This is a genomic window from Robertmurraya mesotrionivorans (assembly GCF_050971805.1).
In the GTDB taxonomy this organism is placed as follows: domain Bacteria; phylum Bacillota; class Bacilli; order Bacillales; family Cytobacillaceae; genus Robertmurraya_A.
In genome coordinates, this window is the sequence record NZ_JBPCCH010000030.1 from 24,676 (window position 1) to 48,206 (window position 23,531).

Annotated in this window: 15 protein-coding genes; 2 read left to right on the plus strand and 13 right to left on the minus strand. The window is 37.2% G+C overall.

What is annotated here, in order from left to right; all coding sequences use genetic code 11:
- Positions 1 to 218 precede the first annotated feature (218 nt).
- The 3 genes from ACRX5O_RS23605 to bglX all read right to left on the minus strand — a co-directional run bounded on the left by ACRX5O_RS23605 (position 219) and on the right by bglX (position 5,455).
- Entirely contained in the window at positions 219 to 1,730 is a 1,512-nt protein-coding gene (locus ACRX5O_RS23605) for an extracellular solute-binding protein (RefSeq protein ID WP_433908184.1), read from the minus strand.
- Positions 1,731 to 1,753: 23 nt separating this feature from the next.
- Positions 1,754 to 2,755: an alpha/beta hydrolase gene (locus ACRX5O_RS23610; RefSeq protein ID WP_433908185.1), complete on the minus strand. Its 1,002-nt coding sequence runs from the start codon at positions 2,753 to 2,755 to the stop codon at positions 1,754 to 1,756.
- Between the two features lie 180 nt (positions 2,756 to 2,935).
- Positions 2,936 to 5,455 carry a beta-glucosidase BglX gene (bglX, locus tag ACRX5O_RS23615; RefSeq protein ID WP_433908186.1) on the minus strand — a complete coding sequence of 840 codons (2,520 nt, stop codon included), beginning with the start codon at positions 5,453 to 5,455 and terminating at the stop codon, positions 2,936 to 2,938.
- Positions 5,456 to 5,614: 159 nt separating this feature from the next.
- Here bglX and ACRX5O_RS23620 point away from each other — a divergent pair, with 159 nt between their 5' ends.
- The gene (locus ACRX5O_RS23620) at positions 5,615 to 5,866 is read left to right on the plus strand and encodes a transposase (protein WP_433908187.1); all 252 of its coding nucleotides are present in this window, start codon (positions 5,615 to 5,617) and stop codon (positions 5,864 to 5,866) included.
- Positions 5,867 to 5,949: 83 nt separating this feature from the next.
- On the opposite strand, the gene ACRX5O_RS23625 is transcribed toward ACRX5O_RS23620, so the two are convergent.
- The 6 genes from ACRX5O_RS23625 to ACRX5O_RS23650 form a co-directional block, all read right to left on the minus strand.
- Positions 5,950 to 6,309, minus strand: a complete 360-nt coding sequence (locus ACRX5O_RS23625; protein WP_433908188.1) for a PTS sugar transporter subunit IIB — start codon at positions 6,307 to 6,309, stop codon at positions 5,950 to 5,952.
- A gap of 189 nt (positions 6,310 to 6,498) precedes the next feature.
- Positions 6,499 to 9,147 carry a beta-glucosidase gene (locus ACRX5O_RS23630; RefSeq protein WP_433908189.1) on the minus strand — a complete coding sequence of 883 codons (2,649 nt, stop codon included), beginning with the start codon at positions 9,145 to 9,147 and terminating at the stop codon, positions 6,499 to 6,501.
- Between the two features lie 14 nt (positions 9,148 to 9,161).
- Positions 9,162 to 10,454, minus strand: a complete 1,293-nt coding sequence (locus tag ACRX5O_RS23635) for a glycoside hydrolase family 1 protein (protein ID WP_433908190.1) — start codon at positions 10,452 to 10,454, stop codon at positions 9,162 to 9,164.
- A 140-nt stretch (positions 10,455 to 10,594) separates the two neighbouring features.
- On the minus strand, positions 10,595 to 12,868 hold the full coding sequence (locus ACRX5O_RS23640; protein WP_433908191.1) for a glycoside hydrolase family 3 protein: 2,274 nt from the start codon (positions 12,866 to 12,868) through the stop codon (positions 10,595 to 10,597).
- Positions 12,869 to 13,012: 144 nt separating this feature from the next.
- Positions 13,013 to 14,413, minus strand: coding sequence for an MFS transporter (locus tag ACRX5O_RS23645; RefSeq protein WP_433908192.1), 1,401 nt, complete (start codon positions 14,411 to 14,413; stop codon positions 13,013 to 13,015).
- A 92-nt stretch (positions 14,414 to 14,505) separates the two neighbouring features.
- Complete coding sequence (locus tag ACRX5O_RS23650; RefSeq protein ID WP_433908193.1) at positions 14,506 to 16,812, minus strand: glycoside hydrolase family 3 C-terminal domain-containing protein; 2,307 nt, start codon at positions 16,810 to 16,812, stop codon at positions 14,506 to 14,508.
- Between the two features lie 155 nt (positions 16,813 to 16,967).
- On the opposite strand from ACRX5O_RS23650, the gene ACRX5O_RS23655 reads away from it, so the two are divergent.
- Positions 16,968 to 18,155: a helix-turn-helix domain-containing protein gene (locus ACRX5O_RS23655; RefSeq protein ID WP_433908194.1), complete on the plus strand. Its 1,188-nt coding sequence runs from the start codon at positions 16,968 to 16,970 to the stop codon at positions 18,153 to 18,155.
- Between the two features lie 109 nt (positions 18,156 to 18,264).
- Here the strand turns inward: ACRX5O_RS23655 and ACRX5O_RS23660 are convergent, their stop codons facing one another.
- The 4 genes from ACRX5O_RS23660 to ACRX5O_RS23675 form a co-directional block, all read right to left on the minus strand.
- Positions 18,265 to 19,011, minus strand: coding sequence for an SDR family NAD(P)-dependent oxidoreductase (locus ACRX5O_RS23660; protein WP_433908199.1), 747 nt, complete (start codon positions 19,009 to 19,011; stop codon positions 18,265 to 18,267).
- A gap of 98 nt (positions 19,012 to 19,109) precedes the next feature.
- A complete protein-coding gene (locus ACRX5O_RS23665) occupies positions 19,110 to 20,405 on the minus strand; it encodes a glycoside hydrolase family 1 protein (RefSeq protein ID WP_433908195.1) in 1,296 nt (431 codons plus the stop codon).
- A gap of 119 nt (positions 20,406 to 20,524) precedes the next feature.
- Positions 20,525 to 22,780, minus strand: a complete 2,256-nt coding sequence (locus ACRX5O_RS23670; RefSeq protein WP_433908196.1) for a glycoside hydrolase family 3 C-terminal domain-containing protein — start codon at positions 22,778 to 22,780, stop codon at positions 20,525 to 20,527.
- A 195-nt stretch (positions 22,781 to 22,975) separates the two neighbouring features.
- Complete coding sequence (locus ACRX5O_RS23675; protein ID WP_433908197.1) at positions 22,976 to 23,260, minus strand: hypothetical protein; 285 nt, start codon at positions 23,258 to 23,260, stop codon at positions 22,976 to 22,978.
- Positions 23,261 to 23,531 lie beyond the last annotated feature (271 nt).

Genomic DNA, 23,531 nt, shown 5'->3' on the forward strand with positions numbered 1-23,531 from the left:
TAGATTCCTTAATCTATTAATATTTTTTTGCAACTAAAATAACAATCAATCAAAAAAAAGATAATCTATCAACAACAATAAATATAGCAATAACTAGAAAAGTAACTAAAAAGGATAATAAAAAACAGGGATTCGATTTTAATAATCCCTGTTTTTCCTATTGATCCGTGCGCATCTAATTTTACAACTTTCAGAAAATGGAATGATGGAAAAATCATTTATTTTACAGAATCATACCATTCATTTACTTCTTTAGTAATATCTTCTCCACCACTCGAATACCAATTCTCTACAAATTCGTCAAATGCTTCAATTGGCTTTTTGCCATAAATAATGTCTGTGTAAGTTTCCATTTGAGATCTATTTAGCATTTCCCATCTTCGTGACATTGTTTTTGTTGGAGGACCGGTGAAATAATCAGTTACTCCTACATTCTCTTGTTCCACAGCTACAACAGTCGCCATATTTAATATTTGATTAAGGGGGTTTGATGTATCCGTAATATCAACTAAGGACCCAGAAGAATTTAAAGCTGCTTTTTCTTGATTTGACAATTCCTCACCCTTTGCACCTTTTACTAAAGCTTCTGTTTTTTTAGATAGATAAGTTGGTGAGCTTCCCGTTAACATATATTTTTGGGTTTGAAGCTGATTTTCAGGAGAAACTGGGTTTCCATCTTTCAGGACATAATCATAGCCTTCTTGGAAGTCTTTAAAGAGATATGGATCTTCACTATCGTATATAGAATACATGGTATTTTGATAATGGAAGAATGCTTGTAATTTTTCTTCTGAAATATCTTTATTAAAGAAAACTGCCCCAAGAGTATTGATATCCATAACATGCATACCTTTCCCATCTGTTCCTACTGGTAGTGCATATGGCATATATCTTGCATCTGGATTCGTCTGCAATAGTATAGAAAGTGGATAGTTAATTGACCAGTTCGGACCTGCAAACATTCCTATATTTCCTGAAGTAATTTCTTTTGCAAATTCATTAAAGTTAGAAAGTGCAACTTCATTTAAATATCCTTTTGCTTTCCAATCTCTTAATCTAGCTAAGGCATCTTTAATTTCTGGTTGAACAGATCCGTATTCAAGCTTTCCATCATTCCCAGGAGACCATATTTCTGGAATTGCTCCAAACATTCCAAAGACCCAAGAAGTCTCAGGAATAGGACTGCCAATAAAGTTTGGAGAACCAGAAATTCCAAGTGGAATCGTATCATTTTTACCATTCCCATCAGGATCCTGAGTTGCAAAAGCCTCCATCACAACCTCAAGCTCTTGGAGGGTAGTAGGTGCCTGTAATCCTAATTTATCTAGCCAATCTTGTCGAATCCATAATACCGGTTGGGATGTCTGGTTTTCAGCGAGATTCGGAACACCATACTTTTTACCATCCGCCATGTACGGATGCCAAGCCTCAGGAGCTTCTGCAAGTGCTGCTTTATACGTATCTGAAGCATACTTATCGAATGCTTCTCCTGACTCAAGTACCAAACCAGATTCTATTAACATCGTAATCAACTGCTCGTCCATAACCCAAATGAAGTCGGGTAATTCTTGCTTACTCGCAACTGCTAGTTTTAATTTCTCAGCAAAGCTTCCATCAGCTACAGATGCTTCCCATAGCGACTCAATATTGATACCAAGTTTTTCCTCAACCCAACGTGTATGAGTATTATCGGTAAGAGACTCGCCTTCTCGATAACCATTATCTGTCAAAAAATTATAGAGAATTCCTTCACTTATAAATTAAACAGCTTATGTAGCCAGTTATGTGCCAATTCAGGCCATAGTGCAATTCCTTTATCCACTCGTTTATCTAGCTGGCTATTCATTCCTTGCAGCAATGCATCTTTAATACTTACTCCTTCAGGAAGATTTCTCAACTGACTAAATGGAGGGGATAACTCCGTATCATGGTCAATAGCGATCTGTAAGCTTTCAAAAAACTGTTCCATCGTGTACTCTCCGCCATAATTTCCAGTCGCCCAATCCTCGTTAGCCAGTGACAATCCATGATTTCCATTTCCGAACACATGGTGTTCAAATGGGACTCGCGCTTCCTTACATGCATTTGCATACAAGTAACTATTTTCTACCGGAACAACTTCATCTGTTGCTGTGTGCCAGATGAATGATGGTGGTGTATCACTTTTAACATGTTTCTCTATAGACATATACGATAACTCTTCAATGGTTGCATCTGGTCCTAAAAGTGCTTTAAATGATCCTTGATGTACATGGCTTTCAGAAGAAATGACTGGATAGGATAAGATTACTGCGTCAGGACGATTACTAATTCCTTCGTACTCACCTTTATGAACTAATTCCTTTGCATCGTAATGGACCGCAAGACTTCCACAGAGATGTCCACCGGCTGAAAAACCACATAAGGTCAATTGATTTGGTTGTATCCGAAATTGTTCTGCTCTTTTTCGAATATACATAACAGCCTTAGACAAATCCTTTAATGGCTGAAATTTTAAAGGTATGTCCTCCCCAGATAGGGTTGTGGTGTAAGTGACAACAAATGAGTTGTATCCTTTCTCGTAAAATTCTTTTGCGACAATCTCACCTTCTGAATGCGATACGAAATGATAACCACCACCAGGTACTATAACCATAGCTGGTCGCAACTCATTATCTTCGTCATGAATGTAGCTAACAATATTAGGAATAAAATTCCCATGAACTCGATAAGTATATTCATCATCTTTCCATAATTTATACGATTCTTGAATCACTTGAATTCCTCCCCTATTCATATAAGTCCTTTACTTACTTAAGATCGATTACTGTACAGACAAGATATCATCTATATCAACTTTTGCTATGTTAAAACATTTCAAATGTGCTTTGTAGTAGTGTGAAGTAGAACCGACTCCAACGGCCTGGCTCTTACACCTTCTTCAATTAAAGATAGATCATTCTACTAAATGAAAAGTCGCCTCTTCTAAGTCTCTAGAATTAGAACCAATATAAACTTTAAATTCACCAATTTCAGCTCTATAACTCATATCAGCGGTATAATATTTTAATTGTTCTTCTGTAATGGTGAAGGTAATCTTTTTAGATTCACCAGGTTTTAAATACACCTTTCTAAATCCCTTAAGTTCCTTAACGGGTCGAACAACGCTTCCAACTAAATCCTGAATATATAATTGGACTGTTTCTTCCCCTGTTCTTTTTCCAGTATTGGTCACGGTAATACTAACTTTGATTTCATCATTCTTAGAAATTTGATTCTTGTCTAACTCAATTTTAGAATATGAAAACGTTGTGTAACTTAAGCCATAACCAAAAGGATAAAGAGGTTCATTTGGACCATCAAAGTATTTGGAAACAAACTTACTATCTTGATTAGCCTTTGTTAGCGGTCTCCCTGTATTAAAGTGATTATAGTAAACAGGAACCTGCCCAACTTTGTATGGGAAACTCATGGTTATCTTTCCAGATGGATTGTAATCTCCAAATAACACATCAGCAATGGCATGACCGGCTTCTGATCCTAAGAACCAAGTTTCTAAAATTGTATCAACATTTTTCTCAAACCATTCCAGAACTAGTGGGCGACCATTGGTTAAGACAAGTATGGTAGGTTTTCCTAGTTTGACGATTTCTTCCGCTAACTTTCGTTGTACTTCCGGAAGCTCTAAATCCATTCTGGATGCTGCCTCTCCTGACATATTGCTGTCTTCACCTAAAGCCAATATGATGTAGTCAGCCTGTTCGGCTTTACGAAGAGCTTGATCGATTCCACCATTAATTTCACTATATACCTTACATCCTTCTTCATAAATAATGTTCTGATCACTGACTTTTTCTTTTATTCCTTCGAATAAAGTGACTGTTTTATCCCAGTATTGGGAGAATTGCCAAGGTCCCAATAAGTCTTTGCTATTTGCAAAAGGGCCAATAACCGCAATTTTCCTTTTGTCTTTTTGGAGAGGAAGCACTCCCTCATTTTTCAGAAGGACAATAGACCTCTTTGCTAATTCTTTACTCTCATTCCGGTGCTCCTGTGAGAAGTGATATTCCTCTTCTTTATCAGGTTGTATATAGCGAAAAGGGTCATCCATAATTCCAATTTTATATTTAAAAGTTAGAATTCTTTTTACCGCTTCATCTAATTGAGCTTCTTCTACTTTGCCCTCCTCAAGTAAGGTAGGTAGATTATTTAAATAGGAAGCCGTAACCATTTCGATATCCATTGATGCATCCAAGGCCATTTTAGCAGCCTCTTTTTCATTTTTTGCTACGCCGTGTGTTTCAATTTCTTTAATGGATCCATGGTCCGAGATTAATATTCCTTCAAAACCAAGTTCCTCCCTTAACAAACCTTTTAATAGAGGCTTATTTCCTGCTACTGGGATACCTTGGTATATGTTAAAACTATTCATAACTGAGGCAGCCCCAGCCTCTATCCCCGCTTTAAAAGGAGGAAGATAGACATTTCTTAATGTTCCTTCTGAAATGTCTACTGTATTATAATCTCTTCCACCTTCTCCAGCACCATAGGCAATAAAGTGCTTCAAACATGCAAGGATAGAAGTCTTGCTCAGTAGACTATCTCCTTGAAAACCTTTTACTTGGGCTTCCGCAATCAGTGATCCCAAATAAGGATCCTCGCCTCCACCTTCTACTACCCTTCCCCATCTAGGATCCCTTGTGACATCAACCATCGGTCCGTGATTGTAAGTAAGACCAGATGCAGTGGCTTCCTTTGCTGCAATTTCACAAGCTTTTCTAATTCTTTCTAGATCCCAACTGCACGACCATCCTAAGGGGACAGGGAAAATGGTTTGATGACCATGAATGACATCAGCGTTAAATAACAAAGGAATTCCTAACCTTGAATCTTCTACTGCAATTTTTTGCAATTCAAAAACCTTGTTAATATCGAATGCACCCAGGATTGAACCTGTTCTACCTTCTTTAACTAACTGCTCAGGAGGTACTGTCCCTGAATGTTCACCAAAAGAAAAAGTAGATGCAGTACATTGACTCATTTGACCTATTTTTTCTGTAATCGACATTTCTGCAACTAGCTTATTGACTTCCTCTTGTATTTCTTGATTACTTCTTTCTAGCACAGGTTCTGTCTTTCTATATTTTTTCAATTCGTTATTTAAATGGTCTCTTAATGAAATTCCTTCTCCCTTTTCACCTTCTATTGATATTTCTCCAAAAGGATAAAAATTCAAAGAACCCCTAAATGATGCTTCTGAAAAGGTGAGGTTTATCTCAGCAGTAGTTTCCTGTAACATAACCTCAAATTCCCCTGTTGCCCTAAGACTGTTATCTTCCACATTAATTGAATTGAATATGTCAAATTGCTTTGGCTCTTGTATAGTAAATCGATATGAATCTTCCTTTTCAACAGTAAAAATTAATTTCATTGTTGTAAAAGGTGTATTAACAATGGCATTCCAAGTTCCTAGCATTTTTTATTCACTCCTAAATAGTAATATAATTTTTGTTAGAGGTGATTAGCCAAATTAAATTATTGGCATTACAAATGCATACCTCAAAAAATAAAATGCACCTCTGCTAAAAATGGTAAAATAGCAGTTCTGGAACAACCAAAAATACCAATTTGCGAGGTGCATTTTCCACTATATAAAGATGGTGGTCGTCCACCGAGTGATTCTAGAACCTATTTCCGTATGCATTACTTGTACTTTACACGTCCGGAAATAACGTCTTTTAGAGTACTTTGTAGGCAGCTGAAGGACCCTAAGAATCAGGCATGGCGCAACTTCATCGGCACTCCAAACATAAAGGATGTCCCTGTTCATTCCAGCTTGGCTCATTTTCGTCATACCGTGACACCCGAGCACTTTTATAAAATCTAATCAATACAATTTGGATGCTAGCACTTTGGAACATTTACCAATAACTCAACACCTTCGGCAGCGTTGGTTATTTTAAATTGGATTTACTTCAAGTATTCTAATACTTCTTCCAAGATAGCTTCCCCATTAACCTTGACATAATGTTCCCCACTAACCATCAGAACCGGAACTTGACCAGCTAATTTTTCTTTTACTTCATTAAACCGTGAAGCTAGTGGAGACGTTAATATAACTAAATCTACTGAATTAGATTCTACTGTTTCATACAAATTTTCCATTGCTAATGGTCTGATATTGATATCTACCTTCTTTGTTTCTGCACTTTTCAACATATCTCTCACGATAAAAGCTGTAGAAATACCCATTGTACAAACTACTACTATTTCTTTCATTCTCTTTAACACTCCTAAGCGGTGCTTATAGCACTCAAATTTTGCCTTCAAATCTGGACTTCTTAAGCTATTTTCGAATCATTCGTAATTAATCCTATTTCGGAATTTCACTAGACAGTGCAAACATATCGTGTATACCATGACTAAAGGACGAATGAAATAGGTCAACTCTTCAGCCTGAGAGGGAAGCTTATATTGATCCAGTGTGTCTGGATCACAAGAATTGCTACCAGACCTCGATCATTCCCCTTGCTTTGTCCGCTTTAACATCGCACGAAGTAGATAGAATATATTCCTTTCTAAACGTGCTTTATCAATTTTGCCTTCTTTCACACCTTCGATTATTGGAGTGACGTAAGTGTCATCTAAAGAGCCTGGTGTCATCCAACTGTTACCTGCTTGTACTGATTCCACAACATCTGCCGTATCATAGGAATTCCAATCCGTCATCACAAAGCCCTCAAAACCAAATTCACCACGGAATACTCCTTGAATCATTTCTTCATCTTCCGCAGTAAATACACCATTTACTGCATTATAGCCAGTCATAATCGAATCCGGTTTGTGTACTTCCATTGCAATTTCAAAAGCCTTTAAATAGATTTCACGTAGTGTGCGTTCAGTCATTAAGCTCTGATTTCGTTTACGGGATGATTCACAATTGTTTGCAACTGTGTGCTTTAAGCAGCTTGATACACCATTTTCCTCTAACCCTTTACTTTGGTGTCCCGCCATAATTCCAGCAAGATATGGATCTTCTGAAAAATACTCCGGGTGCCTTCCATTTAATGGATCTCTATGAATATTCATACCTGGGGCTAGAATCATATGAATATCATTTTCCTTTGCTTCCTCTGCAATCACTCTTCCAACCTCGTAGGCTAAGTTTTGATTAAAAGAAGCACAAACTACTGCACTGGATGGCATACCAATATTAGGCTTGTTAACATTGACTCCGCTATTACCATCTGCCACAACGTAATCTTTCATACCATATTTATCTAATAGGAAGACACGCCCTGCTTCTCCTTTTTGATGCATTCCCCATCCATGGCTAGCGCATACGGATAATCTAGCCATTTCTTCTACGGATAGCTGTTTTACAAAACTTTCTAGCAATTCTGGGTTCTTTTCTACTTCTGAATATTTTATTAGTTCACTAGGTACTTCGGCTCCAATTGGGTTAGCTTCCTTATTTCTAGTACGTTTCGCTTTTGGTTCCAGTTGATCCACACCTTGTTTTATACCTGAGAATTCACCTGAAGGATACGTTCCCTTCGGATCCTTTTTAGACAAGGTACGAATCTCAACTGGTGGACACATGCGGTTTTCGACCTTTTCAATCGTTTTACTCTCCTGCAGCTCAAAACTACCAACCTTCTGCAAACTTCTTACGGAATTACCTACATAAAATTCATAAGTACCCTCTTCCATAATCCATGAAGCCGACTCTTCGTCATAAGAAGTTAAACGTTTCTCTTCTATTTCAAAATAGAGCGTTTGACTCTCACCAGGATTTAATTGGTTCGTCTTTGCAAACGCTACTAGTTTCTTAGAAGGCTTCTCTAACTTTAACTCTGGTTCACTTGCATAAACTTGTACTACTTCCTTACCTTGAACTGCACCTGTGTTCTTTACCACAACAGAAAGTTTTGTCTTTCCTTCTACATGTCCAAAGTTTGTTACAAGTAGATTAAAGGATGTATAGCTAAGCCCATATCCAAAAGGATATGCCACTGCTTTACCAAACGTTTCAAAATATCGGTATCCTACATAAATGCCTTCCTCATAAACCGTATCAATAAAATTAGAAGATTCCGTACCTAACAACGGATTACCATTTATTGCATGGTAAAAGTTTTTACTAGTAGGGATATCGTGGTAATCAACGCTCCAAGTATCTGGAAGTTTAGCAGATGGATTAACTCTCCCATCTAAAATCTCAATTAGAGCTTGCCCCCCCAGCATGCCAACAAACCCACAGTTCAGCACTGCCGTAATGTTGTACTTTTCTACCCAAGAAACATCAATTGGATATCCTGAGTTAATAATCGCAATTGTTTTTGAAAATGTACCTGTCACCGTTTTAATTAGAGCCTCTTCTTCATCTGACAGATAAAATTCACCTTTAGCTGGGTTATTGTCAAAATTTTCTCCAGAACCCCTAGTAATCGTTATAAGGGCAGTGTCTGAGTGATTAATAGCATTCTTTAAAGTATCTTCTGATGGTATTTCATTCTTGTAAGTAGAATAAAGTGATTTCAAATCCGGATTAAGAGTGAAATTACTATAGTTTTCAATGGCTTCAATTAAGCCTACACTATATCGAGGGTTTATTTTCCCTGCACCAGTCGCACTAATGCGAAATTCCCAAAGTCCTTTGCCAAATATATTTAACACTTCATCTTTTTGTAACGGAAGTAATTGGTTTTCATTCTTTAGCAGCACAATACCTTCTCTCGCTGCTTCTAAAGCAACTTTATCATGTTCCTCATAACCTGGAACTGGAAATTTTTTAGGTAAGGTTTTTATCTCAATTTCTTGAGACTCCATCATATTTCCATCTTCATCAACAAAGCCTTCCACTTTAACTGAATAGCTTTTATCATATTCGGTCATAATACCACGTACTGGAATTCCAATTAACTGACCACCTCCGAAGTGACGAAGATCAAGGGTATGATACTTTTCTATCTTTACTTCAGCTACAGTTATATTTCCGAGAACATCTTCCTTTATAGGCTTTGAAAATGTAATAATCGCGCACCCCGTAAAGTCACGGTTTAACATATAAAACAATCCATCGATTTCATTAATGTCATAACCTTTTGTATAAGGTAAGACTAAAAGCTTTTCATCTTTTCCGTGTCTAGAATCCATATTTGTCATAAAGTGAATACCTCCTAGGTCAATCCGATTTTTTTTATATTCCCTAAAGTTGTCAAACTTTCTTTTGGATATCTGGTTTGAGTGGTCCGATCAACAGCTATTAATCCAAATTTTTTCTCGTATCCAAGCTGCCATTCAAAATTATCTAGTAATGACCAGTGCGTGTAACCAATCACTTCAATTCCTTCTTGTATACACTCATAAACCCCATTTAATGCACGTTGAATAAACTCTCTTCTTTCCTCATCATTAGTTGTGGCAACACCGTTTTCTGTAACAATAATCGGCTTATCCCAATGTTCATGCACAAATCTTAATACCCCAGCTAATGCCTCTGGATAAAATTCGTAACCCATATCGGTTAATCTAGTATCTTCATTCTGCTCTACTTTCCCATTGGGTCCATACACTTTCCGGGTATAATTTTGCACTCCAAAGAAATCATCCTCTTGGATATAAGGCAAATAGTTTAGAAAATCTTCACTTTGCAAGACTTTTACATATTCCTCTCCACCAGGTAATGTCTGATAATCATACAACGACATCGTAACTCCGACTTTGATTTTAGGATTCGTCTCCTTAATCACCTTTCTTGCTTTTTCATGAGATTTCATAATAATTCGATCGCCATGTTCTGTACGCGGCGCTAAGAAGGTATGAACATTTCTTGGATCAATCCCAAATGTTTCTCCAGCTGTTCGGTAATAGTCTTCCATCCTCTTTTGCATTTCCATATTGAGACCGACTTGAACATCTCCATTTTCCTGCTTGGCCTCACCCGCCATTTGACTCTTCATATCTTCCATGACTCTTTTTATCTGAACTCCCATATTTGCTTCATTAATCGTACAAATATATGGAATTAATTCACCCAACTCAGAAACAACATGCATACTATAATTGCCAAAGTATTCAATTGTTGATTCACTTTCCCAGCCGCCCTCTGTTATTAACCATTTGGGAGAGGAGAAATGGTGTAAGGTTACAATAGGAGTCACACCGTTCTCGTGACAAAAGTTTAAGACATTTCTATAATGTTCAATCTCTTTTTTATCAAACTTACCTTTTTCAGGCTCAATTCTTGCCCATTCGATTGTGAATCTGTACGCATTAAGTCCAGCATTTATTAATAAATTTATATCCTCTTTATAATTGTTATAGTGGTCAACAGCATCAAGAGATGGCTCTTTATACGTGGATCCAGGAATATTTTCCAGTACCCAGCAATCACTGTTTATATTATTTCCTTCTACTTGGTGGGCCGCTGTAGCAGCGCCAATCATAAAATTACTATTAAACTTTTTCATTAAAAAGTCCTCCGACTTTCATTATTAGATTCCAGAATCGTTACCCCACTTAACAATAATGCACCAACATTTTAAGCTTCTAACACGATTAGGGATAAAGCTGGTGCATAGGCAAAATTGTATAAACATTTTTATTAATATTAGAGTTTATATTTCTGTGTTCTCTCATCACTAATTTTTCCGGAATAGCTCATACCGAAACCAAAGTTATATGTGTTTCCTTCCGTATCCTTATAAGCTTCCATATCAAAAGGTAAATCTTCACAATGTTGTTCGACTGTCTCCATATCCTTTGGAAGCAGTATAGGTAGTAAACCTGTAGGTTCATATTCCCCAGCAATGATGTCCAAGACTGCCTTTTTTTGCACCCCAAAATCTACTAATATAGCGTCAGCAAAAGGCTCTAATTCCGAAAGAACGGCAGGCTGTTTTAAACGTATGCAGACAATTACTGGCTTCTCGCCCATCTTTTTCTTTGTATTGATAACATTATCAAGATCTGACTCATTAGCAGTTAAAGAAGTCCTTCCAAGATAACTTCTATTAGTTGTCTCTTCCCTTGGGTCTCCTCCAGCTATACTTTCTGTTCTTGCACTGACAGCGGTATAAGGGCGGTACTGTAAACTAATAGGCTCGTAGCCACCGTTATTTTCATAACTGTAATGATTTTCAGGATTATAACCACCATTATAGCCGCCATTTCCAATTGGACTATCTACAAAAACGATTGCAACATCCGCTTCTTCTGGATTTTTAACAGGTTCAAAGTATTGAGCCAAAAGTTCCTCTTTTATTGGCTGAATTTCTTGGGTGGTATTCTTGATTCTATTAAAGTTGTAGAATTCATTAATCTTTCTATCGGGTACATAAACCTTAACCTTATTTCTCAATGGAAGTACTTCATTCTTATTCTTCAACATTACAACAGAAGCTACCTGTGCTTCATAGCCTGCTTTAACGTATTCTTCACTACCTAAAACGGATAGACTCTCATCTAAATCTAAATATGGATTTTCAAAAAGACCAACACGGAACATATTCGTAAGAATCTTTACTGCCGAATTACGTAGCAATTGATCCATTACTTCTTGACCATGCTTTTTACACCCTATTTTATAAGCCTCTAATACGGGTTCAGCCGTATCTACGTCTCCGAACTGATTCACACCATTCATGATTAGTTTTAAAAACCGTTCTGGAATACTGAGATGCTCTACACCATGAGACTTCCCACCTGGAAAAAAAGCACCGATCTCTGGAGTCATGTCTTGATCTATGCCCCAATCTGTACATACAACACCTTCGTAACCATACTTCTCTCGAAGCAGATCTTTCATTATATACTCGCTATAAGCATTCCCAACATTCTCTCCCACTTTTTTATCCTGTTCCCACGAAATGCTATAATACGGCATTATAGCAGCGCATTTCTCGGTATTACCATCTAGGTCCATTGCACCTTCTAAAAATGGTTTAAGATGCTCTTTAAAATTCCCTCCAGGATAGACTGCATACTTACCGAAAGCATAATGAGCATCACGACCACCTTCACCAGTACCACCACCTGGCCAGTGCTTCGCCATGGCTATTACGCTGTTCTTCCCCCATCCATCTTCGGAACCTTCTGTCGTCTGCATTCCATCACAATAAGCTTTCGCTAGGTCTGTAGCGAGTGCTGTATGACCCCCAAAAGTGTCCATTCCTCTCATCCATCTTGGATCCGTGGCCAAGTCAATCTGCGGACCAAGCGCTGTGGAAATTCCTAAGGCTCTATATTCTTTTGATGCGATCGTAGTAAAAGTCTTACAGATTTCTGGAGAAAAGGTTGCAGCCAGGCCAATCCCCTCTGGCCATTGTGAGATATTTAAGCCTGTCGTTTTATACTCATGATCTCCCTCTCCTACTCCATGACGCGGGTCACTAGAAATATTGACAGGTATACCGTGCGGAAGTTTCTCAGCAAGTTCTTGCAGACTATTATTCCATTTCACGGCAGTTTCCACGTCTTTATATTTAGCAGCAAGTAAGTGTCTCACATGTTCATTTTCTAACATCTTGATCTGTTGATCCGTCAACTCCCAGGGTTCTGATCCACTTTCCATAAATGGCTGTCCATTATATGTGTGAGGGTACTTTGTGGAACGGGGTAAGGTTGGAATTTGTTGATGTGAAGTATGCAGCATCAAACCAATCTTTTCTTCCATTGTCATCCGGTTTGCCAAATCCTCTGCACGGGTTTTATGATCAAGACGCCAATCTTCATAAGGAAGAAGTTCCCCGATTCCCTCCAAATCTTTAAAAACATATCCATCTACTTCAATAACAGGAACACTTTTAGTGCTAATCAGCGGTCCGTTCTGATTTTTATAGACCGTATAGTTTGTGTTATCTATTTTTGAATAAAATATTGCCATGTTAACAACTCCATTCCCTAAATACTACTGTAGCACCTGCATTAGAAACTCTCTTTTATAGAGTCTAAAAATGCAGGTGCATTGAGTTTATCTTTATTTACTACTTAATCGTTTCAGTGCTTATATGAATAAATTGAACGAATATTAATATCTACCTTGACTTGACTCTAAATCAGAAACAATTTGAGCATATTCCTTATCAAGCTTGTAAAATTTAAGTAAGACAACAATCAGTACAGATATTAAAAGAGGGATGTAAATATTAGTAGCTAAAATCATTTGTATGGCAAGCTCTGATTGAGTTGCTGCACCTGCTACATAACCTCCTAATGCTAGTAACCAACCAACTCCTGCTGTTGCTATTCCACTACCTAGTTTACTAGTAAAGCTAACACCACCGTTTACTAATCCTTCCATTCTTAGTCCTTTTTTCCACTCACCGTACTCAATTGTGTCACTTACCATCGGCCCTAATAAAGTTAACGTAGGAACCATTCCAAATCCCGCGATAATTATTCCTGTAATACCAATTGGAAGACTGTAAACATCAATTAATCTGATTAAACAACCAATGATTGTTACGATTGAACCTGCAATAAACATGTTTCTCTTTCCAAAACGTTTTACTAAAGGAGTTAGAATAATAAATCCCACAACCATTGGTAAAAATCCAGCAGCTCCTATAATACCAACTAGACTAACATTTCCCCAGATGTATTGTGCATAATAGATGCCTGCAGCCCCGCTTAGTATACCAGCTGTTGATACTAGAATTTGAACTCCAAGTAACATCATCAAATATTTATTTGAAAACAAAGCTTTGATTTTTTGTTTAAGTGGTACTTGTTTCTCTTTTTCAACTTTTTCCTTAGAGGAGATTTGTTCTTTTGACGATTTGAATCCAATCAAGACTGCTAAACCAGCTACAGATGCAACAATAATCACTAAAGTTAACCATGCACTCTGGTCGTTCCCCATAGAATTAACTATTGGAATGAACCCAATGGACATTATCATTCCACCTAGCAAACCAAATATTCCACGGAAGATCCCCATTAATGATCGGTCATATGGATTTCTTGTTGTCAAAGCCATTAAACTAGCAAAGGCAACCACAAGCCCAGTTAAACCAACTGAAAAAAACAAAATGTTAGTTATAAGAATATAGATTATTTTCCCTGTAGTTCCTATATCAGGAGTATAAAATAATAATATAGATACTATTGCGGTCGGAATCGCTAACCATAGTAGCCACGGTCGCGCTTTACCATATTTTGATTGTGTACGGTCTACTAGGCTACCCATAAATAAATCTGTAAATCCATCAAAAACACGAGATATCATGATGAGAGTACCAGCTAATCCAGCAGCTATCCCTGCTACATCTGTGTAAAAATACAATAGCACCATACTTAATCCACCAAATAAATTCAAACCAAACTGTCCAAATCCATCACCTATTAGCCTTTTTCTCGGTATTTCTCGTATTCCTATCTTTTTGGTTTTTCCTTCTTGGTTAGTAGATACAAGAATTTTGTCTTCCATAACCTTTAACCTCCTTTTATATAATTAAATTTTATCTTTTTATATTGCCCTTCGATTCAAAAATCTGAACCGAGGCAAGTGTAATTAAGCTATTAAGGTATTTCCACGACATCTTTATCTAGCACATCATTTAATTGCTGGATAATCATCATCATCATTTCTTCCGTAAATGCACCTTGGCCAAAATTAACTAGTGCCCTCATCGGCATATATTTCATCATCGCTTCCATCATTTCCGATTGTTCGCCTTCGGGTAAATTAGTACTCGTTCCTGATCTACCTGTTTTCATTTTTGCAAGAAGTTGCTCGGTTGCGGGGCCAAGAATTGGATCTGATAACAAATCTCCGATTGTTGTATTACGATGAACCCTTTTCTTAACTACAGCAGTGGAATATACAGTGATCGTTTCCTTAAGAACAATATCTTTAGATGAACTACCAATTAATATTTCAAAGTCTCCTGTTTCCACATGCCAATCTTTCAAATCTACGTTATAGTAAGCAAAGGCTCGTTTGTCCAACTCCATTGTGACCGTTTTTGCTTCACCCGGTTGCAATTCGACTTTAACAAAACCTTTCAGCTCTTTTTCAGGTCTAGTTACGCTACTTTGGATATCCCTAACATAAAGCTGTACAACTTCTTTTCCTGCCATTTCTCCAGTATTTCTGACATTTACAGAAACCGTCACCGTTTCAGAATCTTTCATTTCCTTCTTGTTTATTGTTAGATTGCTATATTCAAAGGTTGTATAACTTAAGCCAAATCCAAACGGAAATAAAGGTTCCGTATTTTTCTTGTCATAGTAACGATAACCAACGTAAATTCCTTCCTTGTACTCTACTTTATCTCCTTCACCAGGAAAGTTTAAGTAGGATGGATTGTCACTAACTTGTTTGGGGAAAGTTTCGGCTAATTTGCCACTTGGATTCGTGTTCCCAAATAAGAGATCGGCAATAGCTCCACCTAGTGCCTGTCCACCTAGATACGCTTCCAATAACCCTTTTACTATATTGATCCATGGCATTTCAACCGGTGCACCATTACTTAATACGACGACAATATTAGGGTTAACTTCTGAGATAGCTTCAATTAAATGTGTTTGATTTGCTGGTATCTGTAAATGTTCACGGTCATATCCTTCTGACTCATAACGATCCGGAAGTCCAACAAATAGAACAACTTTTGCTGCACCTTTTGCTACTTCTTTGGCTTCATTTATTAGGACTTCATTCGTGTCGTCACTGTCAATGTTATAACCCTTAGCAAACACTATATTTGTCTCGTCACCACTTACTGTGTCTATTTCTTCTAATATATTTTCAAGCTTTGTTGGGTTAACATGTGAACTCCCTCCACCTTGGTATCTAGGTTTTTGAGCGAACTCACCTATAACAGCAACAGTTCCTTCTTTCTTTAATGGAAGTATTTGATCCTCATTCTTTAGTAATACCATGCTTTCTCTTGCGACTTCTCTTGCTAGATTATGATGAATATCCTTTTCATAGTGAGCGTTTTCTTTTTTATGATCCACAACTTTAAAGATAACTTTTAAAAACCTTTCCACAGCTTTATCCAATTTATCTTCCGATAACATTCCGTTTTTTATGGCTTCGATAATTTTTCTTTCACCATTTCCATTACTAGATGGCATTTCAAGTTCCAATCCAGCTGAGAGGCTATCTACTCGCTCATTAACAGCTCCCCAGTCAGATACTACAAAGCCTTCGAATCCCCACTCATCCTTTAAAATATCATTTAGTAAATATTCATTTTCTGAAGCATATTCGCCGTTCACTTTGTTGTAAGCTGACATCACTGTCCATGGTTGCGCTTTCTTAACAACACCTTCAAAGCTTGCTAGATAAATTTCATGCAATGTCCGTTCATCCACGATGGAATCACTAGACATTCTTCTTGTTTCCTGATTATTCGCAGCAAAATGCTTTAGAGATGTCCCCACTCCTTGACTTTGTACACCGTTAATATGGCTTGCTGCCATTTCGGAAGAAAGATAAGGATCTTCAGAAAAGTATTCGAAGTTTCTTCCACAAAGCGGAGACCGTTTAATATTCGCTCCAGGTCCTAAAAGCACTCCAACATTTTCCGCCTGGCATTCTTCACCCAACGCAACTCCAACTTTATTAACTAGTTCTTTATTCCATGAACTTGCTAACCCTACCGCAGACGGGAAACAAGTCGCTGGAACACTGTCAAAAATCCCCAAATGATCTGCACCTTCGTTTTGTTTTCTAAGACCATGCGGTCCATCCGTAACCATGATGGATGGAATCCCCAATCTCTCAATTCCTTTTGTATGCCAAAAATCTAAACCAGAACATAAACTCGCTTTTTCTTCTAAAGTCATATTAGAAATAATTTCTTTTATATTTCTTTTCATATAGCTCCTCCATCTATCCAATATTCCCTATTGTGTGAAATACTGAATATCAACTTTTGATACACCCTTAGTTTAGCAATCGCTTTCATTTAATTATTGAATATTCGTATTGTGAATTGTATAATTGTAACATATTCAAAAGAAAGGATCTTACCATGATGAAAAACATAAATGAGTTTTTGGAATATCTATATCCTTCCTTATATATTCCAATATACTTGTATGAAAATGATGAGATAACAGACTGCTATCCCGTTCAAGAAAAGGAAACATTCCCACTGTCCACATATCTCTCTAGGTTACTAGAACCGGATAATAAAGTAACTTACACTTTGACAAATTTTCACTCCTATTACGGATGTATCAAATTAGATAGACAAGGTTCCTACATCATCATCGGACCAATCAATGATTTTCCTTATTCGGAAGATTCTTTATTAGCTATGCGGAAAGAATTCAACATTGAGAATTCCAATACAGAAGCATTCTCTGAGTTTTTCCACAAAATCCCTACTCAGAATCTCGATATTTTCTTTAACATCCTTTTATTCATTAATTACACCGTAAACAATTCAAAACTTTCGCGTAAAGACATAGAAACTACAGTAGATTATCAGTTAGATATGGAAATTAATCAGAAATACGTTGAGACTTTTTATGAAGCAAAAGAGGACAGCACTCTTTTGAACAATTACGCGATTGAAGCAGCATTGACACGTTTTATAGAGACGGGAAATGTAGAAGGACTACGGAAATTTAAAGATCGTTCGAAGCATACAAAAGTAGGTGTAATTGCCAATAATAATGTAAGGCAGTGGAAAAACATGTTCATAGTTGCAGTTACCTTAGTGTGCAGAGCCTCTATGAGAGGTGGTGTTTCTCCAAGTCTTGCGTACCAACTATCAGATATTTATATACAACAAGTAGAACGTTTAACTAGTACAGAGGCAATCCAGTCTCTATTAGCTCAAGTTCAATTCGACTTTGCTAACCGTGTAGCAAACTCTATTGTTCCAGCCACTGCTGACAACATTCTTCATCGCGTTATTCAATATGTTAGAGAAAATACAAATAAAAATATTAATGTTTCCGATGTAGCAGATTATGTGGGATATAGCCGCCCTGCCCTGTCTCGAAAAGTAAAAAAGGAACTGGGATTTGAACTAAGTAAATTTATTAGGAAATCTAAATTAGAAGAGGCGAAAGATTTACTAGCATTTTCCAATAAAAGTATTAATGAAATTAGTAACTACCTCTGCTTCGCAGATCAAAGTCACTTTCAAAAATCTTTTAAAAGTGAATACAACATTACACCACAAGCTTATCGCAAGTCTTTGTGGTAATTATTTCAGGAATTTCTAGCAACCAATATAATGGAATGTTTTAAAAAAACACAGCGTCGTTCACCGGCGCTGTGTTTTATCTGTCAAGCAAAGTTATTGTCCTACACTACTAAAGCTTTGCTAGCTGTCCACCATCTAAAACAAATTCAGAACCAGTTGAGAAACTAGAATCCGAACTTGCTAAGAATAATACCAGCTTTGTTACTTCTTCAGGTTGTGCTCCACGTTGCATGGGGATGTCTTTACTTAATAGATTAACAACCTCTTCTGCACCTGCTTGCACTGTCATAGGGGTTAATATTAGTCCTGGATGAATGGTATTTACTCTAATTCCTTCTGAAGCCATTTCAAGTGCAACTGCTTTTGTCATACCACGAATAGCAAATTTTGAAGCAGAATAAGCAACTGATCCATGACTTGTGCCCCTAAATCCTGCTAAAGAAGAAATATTAATAATTGAACCATCCTTCGTTTTTAACATCGAAGGTAACACTGTTTTCATACCTAAAAATACTGATAATTGGTTAATATCAATTACTCTTCGGTACTCTTCTTCCGACATTTCTAAGATCGGTTTCATTATAGAAATTCCTGCATTATTAACTAAAACATTTATAGGACCAAATGTTGCTTCAATATCAGCTACTATTGCTTCCCATTCTGCACTGATAGAAACATCATGCTTATAAAACTTCACTTGTTTTCCAAGCTCAGCAGACAATTTTTCGCCTTCTTCAACTAAAATATCGGTAATTGCAACTTTTGCCCCTTCTTCAGCAAAAGCTCTGGCATGAGCAGCCCCCATACCTCTTGCCCCCCCTGTAATCAGAACAACTTTCCCATCAATTTTCCCCATTTCCCCCATAATAACCTCCATTTAAAAATCATCTATTTTTTACTTCTTAGCAAAGTTTCTTCTTAATTTTGAATTATTTTATAATCAATGGTTTTGTTTCATCCACTAACTCCATCTCTTTTGATATTCCCTAATGTTTTCAGACTTTCTTTGGGATATCTTGTTTGTGTCGTTCGGTCAACAGCGATTAATCCAAAAGTTTGCGTATAGCCCAACTGCCATTCAAAGTTATCTAATAATGACCAGTGTGTATATCCAATTACAGGAATTCCATCTTCCACACATTGGTGAACACCTGTTAAAGCCCTTTCGATGAACTCCACTCTTTCTTTGTCGTTACTAGTAGAGACCCCATTCTCTGTGACAATAATTGGTTTGTTACAATACTTGGAAACAAACCGCAAAACTCCAGCCAAAGCCTCTGGATAATATTCATAACCCATATTCGTTAATCTAGTTTTTTCATCAAGGTCTACTTTACCATTTGGTCCATAGACTTTTCGTGTATAATTTTGTACCCCAAAGAAATCATCCTCTTCGATATATGGAAGATAGTGAAGAAAATCTTCATCTTGCAACTTTTTTACATGTTCCTCTCCACCAGGTAATGTCTGATAGTCGTACAGGGACATCGTAATCCCAACTTTGATAGTTGGATTCACCGCTTTTATTAGCTGTCTCGCTTTTTCATGACTTTTCATAATAATCCTATCACCATTTTTAGTACGTGGTGCTAGAAACGTTTGTACATTCCGAGGATCAATTCCGAATGCTCCTCCTGCTGATCGGTAATATTCTTCCATCCTCTTTTGCATATCCATATTGAGACCTACTTGAACATCTCCATTTTCTTGCTTGGCCTCACCCACCATTTGACTCATCATATCTTCCATAACTCTCTTTATCTGAATACCCATATTAGCTTCATTAATCGTGCAAATATATGGAATCAAGTGGCCAAGCTCGGTAACTACGAATTTACAATATCCTCCAAAATATTCAACAGTTGTTTCACTTTCCCATCCACCCTCTGAGATTAACCATTTTGGTGACGAAAAATGATGTAACGTTACAATTGGAGTAACCCCCAGGTCATGACAGTAATTCAAAACTTCTAGATAATGGTCTATCTCCTTTTGATTATAGTTACCTTTAGACGGCTCAATTCTTGCCCATTCAATTGTAAATCGATAAGTATTCAGACCTGCATCGACCAACAGTTTTATATCTTCTCTGAATCTATGATAATGGTCAACCGCATCTAAAGAAGGCTCTTTGAAAGTTGACCCTGGAATATTTTCTAATACCCAGAAATCACTATTCGTATTATTTCCTTCTACTTGGTGGGCAGCTGTAGCAGCACCAAACAAAAAATCGTCGCTAAACTTTTTCATTTCATCTTCCTCTTTTCTACTACTATAAAATTTTACTATTTAACGATAAAATATAAAATTCCCGATATACAATCCCGACAAAACGATAGATTTGCCGGGATAACTATCTATCTTAAATCCTAGCCTGCATTCAAAGTTTCTAGTAGCTCTTCCAACTTCTCTTTTGGAAATCCTCCATGAGCTTCAACAATTCTAAGTTTAATGCTGTGTAAAAGTGAATCCATATCCATTCCAAATGGTGCATCGGAACCTGACTCTCCGAATCCCATTCCTGTTATAAGCTGTGAAACTAAGTGAGCACCAGCCGGCTCTTCCCTAATGTCACCAAGTGTCGAGTCCAATGTGTATTTTTTCTTTAAAGGAACTGTTGATTTTACCCGTATCGTATCGGTTAATACAATTTCTTGAGACGACTTCCCTACAAGAATTTCAAAATCGCCACTTTCTACATACCAATCCTTTAATTCAACCTGATAAAAAGCGAATGCTCTTTTTCCTAATGTAAAAGTTACTCGTTTTTCTTCACCAGGTTCGAGGGCAATTTTTTCAAAACCTTTTAATTCCTTAACAGGTCTAACGACACTACTATCTACATCTTTTACATATAGTTGCACGATTTCTTTTCCAAATCGGTTGCCTGTATTTTTTACTTTTACAGTTACTGTCACTTGGTCTGTATCCATTATTTCCTTTTTATCCAGATGAATATCCGAATACTCGAAGGTTGTATAGGAAAGCCCATGTCCAAACGGGAAAAGCGGTTTTATGTCCACTTTGTCATGATATCTGTATCCAACAAATAAGCCTTCTCGGTACTCTACTTTATCTTTTCCTCCAGGGAAATTGATGAAAGATGGAGTATGGCTTAGTTTTGCAGGAAACGTTTCTGCCAGCTTCCCTGATGGGTTTCTATCACCAAACAGAAGATCTGTAACTGCACTGCCCATAGCTTGTCCACCCAAATAGGCTTCAAGTATTCCCTTTACTTTATTTACCCACGGCATTTCAACTGCAGATCCGTTTAACAGGACAATAATTGTATTACTTTGAACTTCTGTTATTGCTTCAATTAAAGCATTTTGATTATCAGGAAGTCTTAAGTGCTTTCTGTCGACTCCTTCAGCATCATATTTTTCAGGCAATCCAACAAACAAAATGGCTACATCTGATTCACTTGCAGCATTTTTTGCACCCGTTATCATTTCATTGTTGATTTCATCACAGTTTAAGGAATAACCTTCAGCGTACAGTAACTGGGCATCCTTGGCAGCATTTTTTATTTCATCATATGGAATATCAAATTTTGTAGGGTTAACCCTAGAGCTTCCGGCTCCTTGATATCTTGGACTTTTTGCAAAAGCGCCAATCAAGGCAATTTTACCCTTCTTCTCAAGTGGAAGAACATTATCTTCATTTTTTAAGAGTACCATACTCTCCACCGCGACTTCCCTGGCTAGTTCATGGTGAACGTTTCTATCATAGGTTGCATTCTCTTTCTTGTTGTCAAAAGCCATAAAAGTGATTCTCAAGATTCTTTCAACCGTGGCATCCAAAGTTTCTATAGACAATGAACCATTTCTTATAGCATTAATGATTTTCTTACTCCCTACTCCATTGCTTGTAGGCATCTCCAGATCCATACCCGCGGACAGCGCAGTATCTCTTTCACTTACAGCACCCCAATCAGATACAACAAAACCTTCGAATCCCCATTCATCTCTAAGAACCTCAGTTAACAGCTTTTTATTTTCTGAACAAAATTGACCATTAATCTTGTTATAAGCAGCCATGACAGTCCATGGTTGTGCTTCAACAATGGCTCCTTCAAAGCTTGCAAGATATATCTCCCTTAAAGTCCTCTCATCGATAACAACGTCTATATTGAATCTATTGGTTTCCTGATTATTTGCCGCAAAGTGTTTAAGAGAAGTACCAACCCCTTGGCTTTGAACTCCATTGATTTGCTTTTTTGTAAGCTCAGAAGATAAATAGGGATCCTCCGAAAAATATTCAAAGTTTCTTCCGCAAAGAGGTGACCTCTTAATATTGGTACCAGGTCCAAGGAGAATCTGTACCCCTTCAGCCTGACACTCTTCTCCAAGTGCAACCCCTACCTTTTCAATAAGCTCTTTATTCCAGGAACTAGCAAGACCTGCTGCAGTAGGGAAACAGGTTGCTGGTGCACTTTCATTCAATCCCATATGATCCTCGGCACCAGTCTGTTTTCTGAGACCATGTGGTCCATCAGTCAACATTATGGACGGAATACCATGATCTGGCATGGCTATTGTATTCCAGGCACTTACTCCTGAACACAGGCTTGCTTTCTCTTCCAAAGTCAATTGGGAAATAATATGTTTAATATCTCTTTCCATAAGCTCCTCCTTTAAGTGGCGATCATTTGTGATAGGTTTTTTTATCTATTAATATATCTTTATTATAGAATACGTTTTCATTTAAATATTTTATATTTGTTTCTCAGATTGTAAATTTGTATCATATGACAATTAAAGAAGGGCAGACCTGCAATGCAAAGACTTATCTCTGAAGTTGAATTAAATATTTCAGGTCTACCACACTAATACGTTAGATACTTTTGCGATACTAGATAAATTGGAAGAGTATGATGTAAGTTTATTTCCTATTCTGAGAATTTTGATACACCAAGTCCAAGCGGAAAATTTGTCGTCCAACTGATTATTTCGGTTCCACCTAGGCAATTTGAAGTCTTTGTACATCGTGCCTACCATATGCTCCATTGTCCAAAAATCACTGTTTACATTATTACCTTCCACTTGGTGTGCGGCTGTAGCAGCTCCAATCATAAAATAACTTATAAATTTCTCCATCATCATTTCCATCATCTCTAGCTTCTCTTTTTCTCCACATGTCTAAAAAAATGATTATTAACAGAGTTACTCAGAGCGATTACATTTAACTATAATATTTTTCGTAACATTACCTCTTCAATTGATATGGTATTTTAGTATTCTTTTTTGTATTTTTATAACACGAAAACTTCTGTGAAAAATAAAAACCACCCGTGATATGAAGTGACCCCATAAAGTTAGACATTTTATTTCATCAGGCAGCTCTTAAGGTCTGAGTCCGGTATTGTACCGGACT